Here is a 13,347-nt window from a genome sequence, read left to right as displayed (position 1 = left end):
TAACTCGCTCTCGGCTTTTTTGCAGGTCGTCAAAGTTGAAAGGTGAAGGTGTAACGGCATTTGTCTACACTCCGTTCGAGGCCGCGCCCATCGGCGCGGTAACAAGGAGAAAACTCCATGAAGATGCTGCGTATCCCTTTGTTGATGATCGGTCTGCTGCTCTGTTCCCAAGGCTTTGCCGCCACGGCTCAACAGAACAAAATGGCCACCTGCAATGCCGACGCCACCGCGAAAGCCCTCAAGGGTGATGAGCGCAAAGCCTTTATGAGTACCTGCCTGAAAGCCGCGCCGGCAGCAGAAGCGGCCAAACCCATGACCCCTCAACAAGAGAAGATGAAAACCTGCAACGCCACCGCTACCGCGCAGGCGCTTAAAGGTGATGCACGCAAAACCTTCATGAGCGATTGCCTGAAGAAAAAATAATCCGTATCCCTGAGCGCGGCTTGCCGGCGCTGAACGATGACACGGTCTGTCAGTTCCACCGCGGTGACTCTATCGCGGGCAAGCCTTGCTCCTACGATGGTGAAGTCATCCGCTCGCTTCAATGTCGGAAGGCTGGCAGACTGCCAATCCTTTAACGCCGTTTGTTTTGAGGCTGTATGCCAACGTTTTCTCAGCGTCACGTGTTGCTGTTGGTCAGTTGGGTGATCATTTTTGGTGGGCTATTGCTGGTGATACCGCTGCGACTGTTGCCCAGTCTGCTGGCCGGGTTACTGGTGTTCGAACTGGTCAACATGCTCACCCCGCAGTTGCAACGACTGATCGAAGGGCGGCGTGCACGCTGGCTGGCCGTGGCCTTGCTCGGCACGCTGGTGGTCAGCGTACTGGCGCTGATTTTTGCCGGTGCTATCAGTTTTCTGCTGCATGAAGCGGAAAACCCCGGGGCTTCCCTGGACAAATTCATGCTGGTGGTCGACAAGGCGCGTGGCCAGTTACCGCCATTCATCGACGCTTACCTGCCCGCTAGCGCGGCTGAATTTCGCGTGGCCATCGGCGAGTGGCTGAGCAAACACCTGAGCGACCTGCAACTGGTCGGCAAAGACGCCGCGCACATGTTCGTCACGTTGCTGATCGGCATGGTGCTGGGGGCGATCATCGCCTTGCAGCGCATCCCTGACCTGACCCAACGCAAACCCCTGGCGGCAGCACTGTTCGACCGTTTGCACCTGCTGGTTCAAGCGTTTCGCAATATCGTCTTTGCGCAGATCAAGATTTCCCTGCTCAACACTTTTTTTACCGGGATCTTTCTGGCAGTGATCCTGCCGCTGTTCGGGATCAAGCTGCCGTTGACCAAAACCCTGATCGTGCTGACCTTCCTGCTGGGCTTGCTGCCGGTGATCGGCAACCTGATGTCCAACACGCTGATCACCATCGTCGGCTTGTCATTGTCGATCTGGGTTGCGGTGGCGGCGCTGGGTTATCTGATCTTTATCCACAAGCTGGAATACTTCCTCAACGCGCGGATCGTCGGCGGGCAGATCAGTGCCAAGTCCTGGGAGTTGCTGCTGGCAATGCTGGTGTTCGAAGCCGCGTTCGGCCTGCCGGGGGTGGTGGCGGGGCCGATTTATTACGCGTACCTGAAGAGCGAGTTGAAGCTGATCGAGATGGTTTGATCCGATGTTGATCTAATTGTGGCGAGGGAGCTTGCTCCCGCTGGGCCGCGAAGCGGCCCCTTATCCCGAAAAAGAGGGGACTGCTACGCAGTCCAACGGGAGCAAGCTCCCTCGCCACAGGGGTTGCGTCAGGCCAAGGTGCCGTAACGCTTCATCGCCTCGATCGCCAGGCCGCTGCCGATGCTGCCGAAGATGTTCCCTTCAACATGCTGCGCGTTCGGCAGCATCGCCGACACGCTGTTACGCAGCGCCGGAATCCCGCTCGAACCACCGGTAAAGAACACCGTATCCACTTGGTCGACGCGCACATTGGCATCGTTGAGCAATTGGGTCACGCTGTTGCGCACCCGTTCCAGCAGGTTATCGATGGCCGATTCGAACAGCGCCCGGCTCAGTTCGACGCTCAAACCTGGTTCGATCCGGTCCAGCGGCACATGGCGACTGTCGGCATGGGTCAGTTGGATCTTGGTTTCTTCCACTTCCATTGCCAGCCAGTGCCCGGCGCGCTGGTCGATCAGCTTGAACAGGCGATCGATACCGCCGGTGTCTTCGATGTCGTAACGCATGCTGCCCAAAGCCAGGGTCGATTTCTGCGAGTAAACCGAGTTGATGGTGTGCCAGGTCGCCAGGTTCATGTGGTGGCTGGTGGGCATGTAGGCGCCACTTTTCATCCGGCTGCCGTAGCCGAACAACGGCATCAGACCCTGGAGGCTCAATTGCTTGTCGAAATCGGTCCCGCCGATGTGCACGCCGCCGGTGGCGAGGATGTCGTCGTGACGGTTGTCGTGGCCGCGTCGCTCAGGCGACAGACGCACCAGGGAGAAGTCCGACGTACCCCCGCCGATGTCGACGATCAGCACCAGCTCTTCCTTTTCGATGGTCGACTCATAGTCGAACGCTGCGGCAATCGGTTCGTACTGGAACGAGACGTCCTTGAAGCCGATGGCGCGGGCTACGTCCACCAGGGTGTTTTCGGCTTCCTGGTCGGCCATTTCATCGTCATCGACGAAAAATACCGGACGCCCCAGCACCACTTCTTCGAATTCTCGACCGGCGGCGGTCTCGGCACGCTTCTTCAGCTGGCCGATGAACAGCCCGAGCAGGTCCTTGAACGGCATCGCCGTGCCCAGGACGCTGGTATCGTGCTTGATCAGCTTGGAACCCAGCAGGCTTTTGAGCGAGCGCATCAAGCGGCCTTCGTAGCCTTCCAGGTACTCGTGCAGCGCCAGCCGGCCGTACACCGGGCGGCGTTCTTCCATGTTGAAGAAGACCACCGACGGCAGGGTGATTTTGTCGTCCTCCAGCGCGATCAGCGTTTCCATGCCAGGGCGCAGCCAGCCGACAGTGGAGTTGGACGTGCCAAAGTCGATGCCGCAGGCACGGGCCGGAGATGCGTTTTTCATGTCTTTCAGGTTCCGGTTAAAAAACGGCCGCGCAGTGTATGTCAGAGCGGCGCAGAATCGAAGGCCGACTATCCGCTAAATTCAAGGTCTTCGCTCACTTGAAAGACTATCCTTACTCCCCAAACTTACAGGCATGAGCCTGGCAGCCACTCTGCGATCAAGTGATCCGCCCCGGCTGCCGATAAACTTCTGATGCGCTGCCCGCTCCCAACCTTGAGATCGGTCAAGCCCGCGACCGCCAATCGGCGCAGGCTGTGCAGGTGGCGCGATATCGATAACGGATGGTGATTCCCTCGATGGACTTCAAAGACTATTACAAGATTCTCGGTGTGGAGCCGACTGCTGACGATAAGGCGATCAAGGCCGCCTATCGCAAGCTGGCGCGCAAATACCACCCCGACGTCAGCAAGGAAAAAGACGCCGAGGCCAAGTTCAAGGACGCCTCGGAGGCCTATGAAGCGCTGAAAAGCGCCGACAAGCGCGCCGAATACGACGACTTGCGCAAATACGGCCAGCACGGACAACCGTTCCAGGGTCCGCCGGGTTGGCAGGGGCGCGGTGGTGCGGGTGGTTTTGGCGGTGGTCAGGACAGTGGCGATTTTTCGGACTTCTTCAGTTCGATTTTTGGTAACCGTGGCCCGGGTTTCGGGGGTGGACAGTCTGGTCGCAGTGCCGGTCGTCGAGGGCAAGACGTGGAAATGGAATTACCGGTTTTTCTGGAAGAAAGCCTCTCGAACGAATCGAAGAAGGTCAGCTTCCAGGTACCGCAGTACAACGCGGCTGGCCAGCATGTCAGCAACACCAGCAAAAGCCTGAACGTGAAAATCCCGGCCGGTGTGACCGATGGTGAGCGCATTCGGCTCAAGGGCCAGGGCGCACCGGGTGTCGGTGGCGGCGCCAATGGCGACCTGTACCTGACCATTCGTTTTGCGCCGCACCCGAAATTCGACGTTGAAGGTGAAAACCTGATCATCACCTTGCCGCTGGCCCCGTGGGAGCTGGCGCTGGGTGCAGAGGTCGCGGTGCCGACCCTGACCGGCAAGATCAACCTGAAAGTTCCAGCCGGCAGCCAGAACGGCCAGCGCATGCGCGCCAAAGGCCACGGCCTGCTGAACAAGGCCGGGCAGCGCGGTTACCTGTTCGTGCAGCTCAAGGCGGTAATGCCCAAACATATCGACGATGACGTCAAAGCGTTGTGGCAGGAGCTGGCGAAGAAAGCCGCTTTTAATCCGCGGGAGCATTTTTGAGTCAAGAAAAGGAGTAGCCAATCATGAGCAACCCCCTGATCGTTCAACTGGACATGGCAGAGTTCTGTGAGGCGACCGATTTGTCGGACGTCTACGTGATCGAAATCGTCGAACACGGCATCCTCGAACCTCAGGGCGCGCAGCCCAAGGATTGGCGCTTCAACGACTATGAACTGGCGGTCGCCAAGCGCGCCGCCAAGTTGCGCCGCGACCTGGAACTGGAATGGGAAGGCGTCGCCCTGGCGCTCGACCTGCTGGAAGAAGTGCAGCAACTACGCGCCGAGAATCGCATGCTCAGGCAGCGGTTGGGGCGGTTAGTCGTCGAGTAGCCCCATCTCGTAGCAGCCTTGGTTAAGGGACGAACACCGAACCTGTGGCGAGGGGGCTTCTGTGGCGAGGGAGCTTGCTCCCGCGGGTCGGTCCGCGTTCGGGCGTAGCGACCCTAATATCGGCCGCCGCGAGTATTCAGATGGAAAGCGATTGCTGGATTACGACCGCTTCGCGGCCGAGCGGGAGCAAGCTCCCTTGCCACAGTCGTGGTCTTCACCCACGTCCACCACTACAAAACCACCCGCGACACCCTCGGCAACACCACGCTGAACGTCGTGCCCTCGGCCTCGCTGGAACTGACTTCGATCGTGCCCTGGTGGGCATCCACCACTTGTTTGACGATGAACAAACCGAGCCCAAGGCTGGTGGACGGGCCGGCGAGTTCTTCGCTGGCGCTGCGCACCAACGGGTCGAATATCGTCGGCAGTGCCTCGGCGGGAATCGGCTCGCCATGGTTGTGCATGGTCAGCGTCACCTGATCTTTTTCTCCTATGATTCTCAGCGTCACAGGGTGTCGATTGGCACCGTGCTGCAAGGCATTACCGACAAGGTTTTGCAGCAGTTGGCCGAGGCGCGTGCGGTCCCAGATGCCATGGGTGTCGCCTTCGACGATCAGTTGTGAGTTGCAGTCCGGCTGTCCGGCGCCGGCTTCGTCCAGCGCAGCTTTTGCGGCGGCGGCCAGGTCCATCGGTGCCGGTTCGATCGGCAGGCTGCTGCCCAGCCGGCTACGTACCAGCTCCAGCAAGTCGCTGACCATCGCCGCCATGTGCCGGGCACTGCTCTTGATGCTTGTCACATAGGTCTGGGCGTCGGTATCCAGTTTGGCCTTGCGTAGCAACATCTCGGTGGACATGTTCACTGCCTGCAAGGGGGTGCGCAGATCATGGCCCAGAATGGCCAGGAAGATGTCCCGTGAACGATTGACCTGCTCGGCGTACGCTGCGGTGGACTCGGCCAGGGCTTCGTCGATGGCTTCGTTGAAACGGATCATGTCCTGCATGTACGCCACGTCCGGCGACTCCAGGCTGTTGACCCACAGGCGAATCACGCTGGCCCGCAAATGCCGGAACTCCGAGGTCATCTGCACCAGATCAAACCCCACGTTATGCCGAAGCTCGCCATGGCTGGCCGCGGCCTTGTCCAGACTTGGTGTTTTTTCCGGGCCTTCGCCCCTGGCCTTGGCCGCTTGTTCAAGGCCGGTTTGGGCGGTCTTCATGTCGCGGGAAGCGGCCAGCAGGATCAATGTGGCGTGGTCGCGCAGGAGCGTCCGGTCCATGGAGTCAGGGTCGGGGGCTATGGTTCGGGCGAACAGCTCCCATTCGTCGACGATACGCTCGACGTGAGTCACGATGAATTCGGATAGACGCATGGTCGAAGGCTCCACGCAGTAAGCGCTTGACGGTCTCGCATTTTAGCGCCTTTAAGACCGGCTCAAAACTACCGTTGACGAGCAGGATCAGCCACGGTGGTTGTCAGGGTGGTATTTAATTATTGTTCAGGTTCTGAAGTTGAATGTTATTGGGCGTTTATGCTGGTTTTACAGCAGTTATTTAATCTTTTGTTATCTGCGGTATTGAATAAGCTGGTCGTTCTTATGAGCGCACAGGGACAGTTGCGAAAATGAATGAATTACCGAAAAAGTCGATCTCGGCAATGTCTTCGGTGGCCGTTGACAATAATGCCGTTATTCATCAGGAATATTTAGCGGGCAGCCTTGCAACGCTATTGAAAGATGCATCGATTTCGACGCTTGCATCGATGACTGATCTGAAACCAGCGGTGCCCGAGTGGTACATCAACGCACGTCGTATCGATCGCCAATACCTGAACGAACTCATTAATGAACGCTGGCGCTTGCAGGACACGCTGGACAAGACACTGGGTGAATTACAAAAGGACATCAATGAATTTGCCGAGCCGTTGCTGGTCGAGGCGCTGAAACAGCAGTTGAACCTGGAACTGGATGTCAAGGCGACGTCACTGCGGCTTTATGTTCCCGCCAAACTGGGGTTTGGTACCATCGATACGAATGCCAGTCGACTCAGACACTCCACACTGCTGGAAGCCGCCCTGCATAACTTTGAAGAGCCTGAAACCCATGCGGGGGCGTTTCGCGATGGTTCTGGCGTCTTTACTACGGACGCCGAAGGCGCTCCCCTGCGTCATGAACTGACCGTCGAGAAGTTTGCAGCCCTGTGTCGGACCCTGGACATCGGAGCGCAGTATCAACAACACGTCACGGCGTTGCTGAGGCCTGTAGATGCCAAGGCCAGGGCGATACTTGAGCGACAGTCCATTGCCAGTGAAAGAGCCGCTTTCAACGAGTCGGCGCTCATTGCCTATTTGAAGAAGGACATAACTTTCGATGTGTATGGAAAGTTGCAGCAGGTGCGCGATGACCAGCAAAACATACAGCTGGGCAATCGCCCCTTGCACAGTCATCGACTGTCACTCATGGGGTTCAAGCTGACCGGTATCGTGCTGTTCAGTGCAGTGGCTGATCCGTCGACAATCAAAACGACCTTTGACAGTCTGGTTCCAGAACATCAGCGAACGATGATGGAGTGGTCGGATCGGCTGATGCTTCTAGCGGGACAGGAGTTTGAGCAATTCAAGTTGCTCAAGGCGTTTTTTGCCAACGGTCCCAGCGGTATGGCCGAAGAAATGTTTCGCCGTGAGGATATTCATGAGCAAAGTCGTCTGGACGGCACGCTGATCGCTTATGTTCCCGGCGACCCCGATCATCCGCTCAAGGAATATGCCTCGTTCACCGACTTCATGAAAGAGCTGACGAGCCAGCTGCGCACCTCGGACTATCAACAGTTTTTCAGTCGATTTGTGGCGCAAAAAGACCAGGGCAGATTCTTCAGTCGGGTCCGGGAGCGGTTCACTACCTTTACATGGAGGCAGCGCGAACCGTTGGACATGGGCCCGTGGTGGCGAGAGACCGCGGTCGAGAACCCCGACGCGGAGCCCATTACCAACGTCATTTCAGGCGAGCTCTGGCCGCAGCTTGGTCGGTGGCGGGGGGACAAAGCGATTGCGGATGCGCGACAGATCGCCGTGCCGACCGACGATGAAGACAGGGCCACCCGCTGGAGTCGGCTGACCAGCTACCTGGACATCGGCTGGAACGTGTTCAGCTTTGGTGCCCTGTTGGTCCCGGGTCTTGGGGAGGCGGTGCTGGCCGTCATGGTCGGGCAGATGCTGTTCGAAACCATGGAAGGGATTGAAGAGTGGAGCAAAGGGGACAAGGAAGAAGCCGCTGCCCATCTCACTGGCGTCATGATCAATTTCGCCCAGTTGGCAATCATGGCTGCCGGGCATGTGTTGCCGGGCGGTGCGCCTGCGCCTGTCAAACCATCGTCCTTTATCGACCAGTTGAAACAGGTTGAGCTCCCTGACGGCAAGACCCGCCTCTGGAATGCGGACCTGACGCCCTACGCGCATGACATGATCTTGCCAAAAGAGGCAAAGCCGAGCGAGCAAGGCCTGTATCGACACAGCGAAAAAGACATCCTGAAGCACGAGAACAGGTATTTCGTCGTCAGTGAGGATCCACACACTGGCCAGCCACACCTGCGGCACCCGAATCGGCCGGAGGCTTATCAGCCGAAACTTGCGCACAACGGTGCCGGTGCCTGGAAAACCGAGCTGGACCACCCCATTGAGTGGGACAAAACCACACTCATGCGTCGCATGGGCCCGGCGGTCGAGGGTTTCTCCGATGCCACGCTTGAGCAGATTCGTATTGCCAGTGGTGTGGAGGAAGACCTCCTGCGAAGGCTGCACATAATCAGCGAACCGCCACCAGCGCTGATGACCGACGCGATCGAGCGCTTCAATGCGTGGGTTGATGTGCAGAAGTTGCCCGAGCAGATTTTGGCCGATGAGGTTCCGCAAGCTTTTGTCGAGCAGGTGCCACGTTTGCTGACGGAGTTGCGGGGATGGCCAGCACAAAAAACTATCGAGGTATTTGAAGGGCCCGAACATCGGGGGCGTTCGATCAAGTATGGCAACATCGACGCGTCACCGGCCAACACACTGAAGATAACCCACGCAGAGATCCGCGCAGGGAAGCTTCCAGAGCTCGCCGTGAAGTTCGTTGACGAGACAGACATCCGCGGACTGCTCGGGCAGCGGATCTCCACGGATAAACAAATCCGTATTGAAGCCTTGAAAAGCAGGCTTGCCATGCACGCAGACACGCGTCGCGCAGGTCTGTTCGATACGCTAAACCGTCGGCAGCAGCATACAAACAATCCTCAAGTGCTGGTGCTTCAAGACGCTTTTAGCGGGCTACCCACCTCAGTTGCCCGGGAGTTGCTGGCCAGTGTCGATGCCGAAGGCCTACGCAAAATAACGGAGCCATCGCGCATACCCTTGCAACTCAGAGAGCGTGTGCTCGTGGCCTTGCTGGAGTTGCGTGTAGCACGCGCCTACGAAGGCCTTTTCCTCGACTCCGTGGACAATGTGGATACTGAACGGCTGGCGCTGCATTCATTGCAGATTTTGCCGAACTGGTCCGAGAACGTTCGGATCGAAATCCGTGATGCTTCATTCGATGGGCCGTTGCGTGACAGTGTCGGTCCGGCAGATGCCTCCGTGCGCAAAATCCTGGTCAGCGAGGACGGCCAATACCAGGCACGCGATGACGAAGATAATCACCTGCATGGGCCCGATAACCTTTATGCATCCGTGCTGCATGCCTTGCCTGATGTCGAAAGAAACGCGCTGGGGTATGAGATCAATCAAGGTACGCAGTTGAGACATGCGATTCAAAAAGCGCCGTTGCCACGGGACACCCTCAGCTCTCTTCTGGCAGATAACCCAATCCGCAAGCCGGCCTATGACCCCGCCACGATGAAACTGCGTGGTGGCATGCAGGGCATCACTCAAGGTGTCCGCCAGATACCCGCAAGACTGACACCGCAAGAACGGGTCCGCAGCATTCGCCCCGGCTGGACAGAGGCTGAGGCCCAGGTCTATCTGGAGGGCGGCGGCAGCGAAAGTAGCGTGGAAGAGCAGGCGAGCGCGCTCGAAGCAGAATTCAATCGGCTAAACGCCAATTTTCAACGCTGGTTGAAGTCGCCTACCGAGGCCTTCGGGTTCAGCGCTGCCGGCATCGCCGAATGGCAGTCCAGAAACGCGTTGTACAAAGCGATCAGGGAATCCTGGCAGCGAATCGGCCAGCGGGATGTGGATTCATTCGGGAATCTGCATGGCGTGGTACTCGACCTTGAACATGTTCCGCTGGGGCGTCATCTGGGGACCATGCCGGCCCTGGAAGGCAACTTCAACCATGTCACCCGACTCAACTTGAAGCGAACCGAGTTGATCGATGCACAGGTTTCTTTTCTCGATCACTTCCCGCGGCTTCGGTCGTTGAGCCTCGATAACAACTCACTTACACGGTTTCCTCACGTCATCGGTCGAATGCGAGGGCTGACGGAGTTGACCCTGCGTGGGAATCGAATCGTGCTGGATGGGCAATCGGTGGCCGACCTTAGAAACCTTACCCGGCTTCAGACCCTGGACTTGCAGGGAAACCCGTTGGGGCGCGTTCCCGACATTGGCCAAATGCGCAATTTACATTCGTTGTACCTGGCTGATACCGGCATTCGCACCTGGCCCGACGGTCTGTTCTCCCAGCCCCGGTTCCGGCATTTTTACCTGGATATGCAGCGCAACGTAATCACCTACATTCCTCTGGTTGCGCCAGGCTCCGTCCAGGCAGAGCTGATGGCTCGCACGCTCTTGAACCGTGAGCCGCAGTGGTTGCCGGAATTCGATCTCCAGACGCTCAGGCAGTACATCCGATCCGTCGGTCTGGACCCTGATCGTCCCTATCCGCCTCGCGGCGTGCGCGACAGTCTTGACTGGGAAGAGGGCATGACGCGACCTGAATGGGTCGCTCGGCAGTCCATCTGGAATAGCGTCGAAGACGAGTTCGACTCGGTGCCGTTTTTCAACCAGATCAGGAAGCTCACCGAGTCCGTCCACTTCAAAAACGATCCGGCATTCAGAGTGGACATGACGAGCAAGCTCTGGCGAATGCTGGAGGCCATGTCCAAAGACAGCGAACTGCGCAAGAATCTTTTTGTCCTGGCGAAAGAGACCACCAATTGCGTCGATGCCGGCGCGCAGCTGTTCAATGCGATGGGTGTTGAAGTGCTGATTCATGAAGCCTATGGGCTCGCCAACCCGAGTCTGGTAGAGGCCGAGCTGGTGCTGTTGGCCAGAGGTAAATCGCGTCTGGATGAACTGAGCAGGATTGCCCACAAGGTCATCGCCGAGCAACTGCAGAGCGGTGAGACATTCAGGGTTTTCGATCCGGAAACTGGCCAGTACACGGGGTCCATTGATGAGGTCGAGACCCATCTGGCCTACATGACGGACCTGGCCGGTCGACTGGATCTACCCTGGCAGTCACGTGACATGCAGTTTCGAACGCACTCCGGTGTCACTCCCCAGATGATCGAAAGTGCCTATCGGCGTGTGCTCAGTCTGGAGGAGGGGGATCTACTCTGCGATTCGATCATCGAGCAGCCGTTCTGGGAGTCTTATGTCCAGGGCTCCAATCGGAGTGCTTTCAAAGCCTTCAGGCGCCGAATCGATGCGACCACAGAGTTCTACACGGCGCTGGAGAGAAGGACGACTGAACCCACCCTGTCACTTGAGGAAAAAGCCCGGCTGAAGGAGGACATTCGGGTGCTCGCCGCAGAGTTGGGCAAACAGGAAAGCGAGTTTGCTCCGGGGCGGATCATGACGGAAGAGGAGTATGCCGCCGAGCTGAGTTTGATAGACGCCGAGATGAAGGCGTTGCTCAAGATATTGACTCAGCAGGCAATGGATCGGGCAAAGCTGCAACGGGTTGAAATCCCCTTTACGGTCGAACCATCCAGCTGATCACGCACAGGCTGTCATCCCGGCACGAAGACTGACGACCTTCGTGCCGGTTTTTTATGCGTGTATGAATCTCAAAACAGGAAATACCGCTGCGCCATCGGCAATACATCCGCGGGTTCACACCACAGCAGCACGCCGTCGGCCTTGACCTGATAGGTCTGCGGATCGACATCGATATTAGGCAGATAGTCGTTGTGGATCAGGTCGGTTTTCTGCACCTCGCGGCAACCTTTGACCACGACGATTTTCTTTTTCAGCCCCAGCGCTTCGGGAAGGCCCGCATCCTGCGCCGCCTGGCTGATGAACGTCAGGCTGGTGGCATGCAGCGAACCACCATAACTGGCGAACATCGGGCGGTAATGCACCGGTTGCGGCGTCGGGATCGAGGCGTTGGCATCGCCCATCAGGCTGGCCGCGATGGCACCGCCCTTGAGGATCAGCGTCGGTTTTACGCCGAAAAACGCCGGGCGCCAGAGCACCAGGTCGGCCCATTTACCGACTTCGATCGAGCCCACTTCATGGCTGATGCCGTGAGTGATGGCCGGGTTGATGGTGTACTTGGCGATGTAGCGTTTGACACGGAAGTTATCGTTACCCTCGCCATCACCTGCCAGCGGGCCACGCTGCTTTTTCATCTTGTCGGCGGTTTGCCAGGTGCGGGTGATGACTTCACCGACGCGGCCCATGGCCTGACTGTCGGAGCTGATCATCGAGAACGCGCCGAGGTCGTGGAGGATGTCTTCAGCGGCGATGGTTTCGCGGCGAATGCGGCTTTCGGCGAAGGCCACGTCTTCGGCAATGCTCGGGTCCAGGTGGTGGCAGACCATCAGCATGTCGAGGTGTTCGTCGATGGTGTTGCGGGTGAACGGCCGGGTCGGGTTGGTCGAGCTCGGCAGCACGTTGGCGAAACCGCAGGCCTTGATGATGTCGGGCGCGTGGCCGCCTCCGGCGCCTTCGGTGTGGTAGGTGTGGATGGTCCGACCCTTGAAAGCGGCGAGGGTGGTTTCGACAAAGCCCGATTCGTTCAGGGTGTCGGTGTGGATCGCCACCTGTACGTCGAACTGGTCGGCGACGTTCAGACAGTTGTCGATGCTCGCCGGCGTAGTGCCCCAATCCTCGTGCAGCTTGAGGCCGATAGCACCGGCCTTGACCTGTTCGATCAGCGGCTCTGGCAGGCTGGCGTTGCCCTTGCCGGTGAGGCCGATGTTCATCGGGAACGCATCCACCGCTTGAAGCATCCGCGCCAAATGCCATGGGCCGGAGGTGCAGGTGGTGGCGTTGGTGCCCGTCGCCGGTCCCGTGCCGCCGCCGATCATGGTGGTGACGCCGCTCATCAATGCTTCTTCGATCTGCTGCGGGCAGATGAAGTGGATGTGCGTGTCGACACCGCCCGCCGTGAGGATCATCCCCTCGCCGGCGATCACTTCGGTGCTGGCGCCGACCGCGATGGTTACATTCGGCTGGACGTCCGGGTTACCGGCTTTGCCGATGGCCGCAATGCGCCCATCCTTGAGGCCGACGTCGGCTTTGACGATGCCCCAATGGTCGATGATCAGCGCGTTGGTGATCAGCGTGTCGACCACTTCCGCCGCCAGTAACTGGCTCTGACCCTGGCCATCGCGGATCACTTTGCCGCCGCCGAACTTCACTTCTTCACCGTAGGTGGTGAAGTCTTTTTCGACTTCGATCCATAGCTCGGTGTCGGCCAGGCGGACCTTGTCACCGACGGTGGGGCCGAACATGTCGGCGTAGGCTTGTCTTGAGATTTTCATGCGTGTGCCTTCAGATTGATCGTTCCCATGCTCTGCGTGGGAATGCCGCCATGGACGCTCTGCGTCCGCCGTT

General features: G+C 58.4%; 8 protein-coding genes. 5 read left to right on the top strand and 3 right to left on the bottom strand.

All coding sequences use genetic code 11. The annotated features are described in order from the left end of the window. The first annotated feature begins 117 nt into the window (after positions 1 to 117). Positions 118 to 423: a PsiF family protein gene (locus tag KRR23_RS17540; protein WP_019693799.1), complete on the top strand. Its 306-nt coding sequence runs from the start codon at positions 118 to 120 to the stop codon at positions 421 to 423. A 176-nt stretch (positions 424 to 599) separates the two neighbouring features. After that, on the top strand, positions 600 to 1,613 hold the full coding sequence (locus tag KRR23_RS17535; RefSeq protein WP_216743518.1) for an AI-2E family transporter: 1,014 nt from the start codon (positions 600 to 602) through the stop codon (positions 1,611 to 1,613). Between the two features lie 128 nt (positions 1,614 to 1,741). Here KRR23_RS17535 and KRR23_RS17530 read toward each other — a convergent pair whose 3' ends face one another. Then, positions 1,742 to 3,016 (bottom strand): Hsp70 family protein, encoded by a 1,275-nt coding sequence (locus KRR23_RS17530; protein WP_123583264.1) that lies wholly within the window; start codon positions 3,014 to 3,016, stop codon positions 1,742 to 1,744. A 296-nt stretch (positions 3,017 to 3,312) separates the two neighbouring features. Between KRR23_RS17530 and KRR23_RS17525 the strand changes: the two genes are divergently transcribed. Together KRR23_RS17525 and KRR23_RS17520 are read left to right on the top strand one after the other, a co-directional pair. After that, positions 3,313 to 4,263, top strand: coding sequence for a DnaJ C-terminal domain-containing protein (locus KRR23_RS17525; protein WP_216743517.1), 951 nt, complete (start codon positions 3,313 to 3,315; stop codon positions 4,261 to 4,263). Positions 4,264 to 4,286: 23 nt separating this feature from the next. After that, positions 4,287 to 4,592 (top strand): chaperone modulator CbpM, encoded by a 306-nt coding sequence (locus KRR23_RS17520; protein ID WP_216743516.1) that lies wholly within the window; start codon positions 4,287 to 4,289, stop codon positions 4,590 to 4,592. A 230-nt stretch (positions 4,593 to 4,822) separates the two neighbouring features. Here KRR23_RS17520 and KRR23_RS17515 read toward each other — a convergent pair whose 3' ends face one another. Next, positions 4,823 to 5,962, bottom strand: coding sequence for a sensor histidine kinase KdpD (locus KRR23_RS17515; protein WP_216743515.1), 1,140 nt, complete (start codon positions 5,960 to 5,962; stop codon positions 4,823 to 4,825). A gap of 251 nt (positions 5,963 to 6,213) precedes the next feature. On the opposite strand from KRR23_RS17515, the gene KRR23_RS17510 reads away from it, so the two are divergent. Beyond that, a complete protein-coding gene (locus KRR23_RS17510) occupies positions 6,214 to 11,502 on the top strand; it encodes a DUF6543 domain-containing protein (RefSeq protein WP_216743514.1) in 5,289 nt (1,762 codons plus the stop codon). A 71-nt stretch (positions 11,503 to 11,573) separates the two neighbouring features. On the opposite strand, the gene ureC is transcribed toward KRR23_RS17510, so the two are convergent. Continuing rightward, the gene (gene ureC / locus KRR23_RS17505; RefSeq protein WP_216743513.1) at positions 11,574 to 13,274 is read right to left on the bottom strand and encodes an urease subunit alpha; all 1,701 of its coding nucleotides are present in this window, start codon (positions 13,272 to 13,274) and stop codon (positions 11,574 to 11,576) included. Positions 13,275 to 13,347: the final 73 nt, after the last annotated feature.

This window comes from Pseudomonas sp. CVAP#3, assembly GCF_018986375.1.
Lineage (GTDB): Bacteria > Pseudomonadota > Gammaproteobacteria > Pseudomonadales > Pseudomonadaceae > Aquipseudomonas > Aquipseudomonas helvetica.
The sequence above is the reverse complement of the archived record's forward strand: the minus strand, read 5'-3'. Positions and strand labels throughout refer to the sequence as shown.

Bases quoted from the DNA above. Each gene is read 5' to 3' on its own strand.
- KRR23_RS17520 (WP_216743516.1), top strand. From the start codon at position 4,287: ATGAGCAACCCCCTGATCGTTCAACTGGACATGGCAGAGTTCTGTGAG.
- KRR23_RS17515 (WP_216743515.1), bottom strand. From the start codon at position 5,962: ATGCGTCTATCCGAATTCATCGTGACTCACGTCGAGCGTATCGTCGAC.
- KRR23_RS17525 (WP_216743517.1), top strand. From the start codon at position 3,313: ATGGACTTCAAAGACTATTACAAGATTCTCGGTGTGGAGCCGACTGCT.
- ureC (WP_216743513.1), bottom strand. From the start codon at position 13,274: ATGAAAATCTCAAGACAAGCCTACGCCGACATGTTCGGCCCCACCGTC.
- KRR23_RS17540 (WP_019693799.1), top strand. From the start codon at position 118: ATGAAGATGCTGCGTATCCCTTTGTTGATGATCGGTCTGCTGCTCTGT.
- KRR23_RS17510 (WP_216743514.1), top strand. From the start codon at position 6,214: ATGAATGAATTACCGAAAAAGTCGATCTCGGCAATGTCTTCGGTGGCC.
- KRR23_RS17535 (WP_216743518.1), top strand. From the start codon at position 600: ATGCCAACGTTTTCTCAGCGTCACGTGTTGCTGTTGGTCAGTTGGGTG.
- KRR23_RS17530 (WP_123583264.1), bottom strand. From the start codon at position 3,016: ATGAAAAACGCATCTCCGGCCCGTGCCTGCGGCATCGACTTTGGCACG.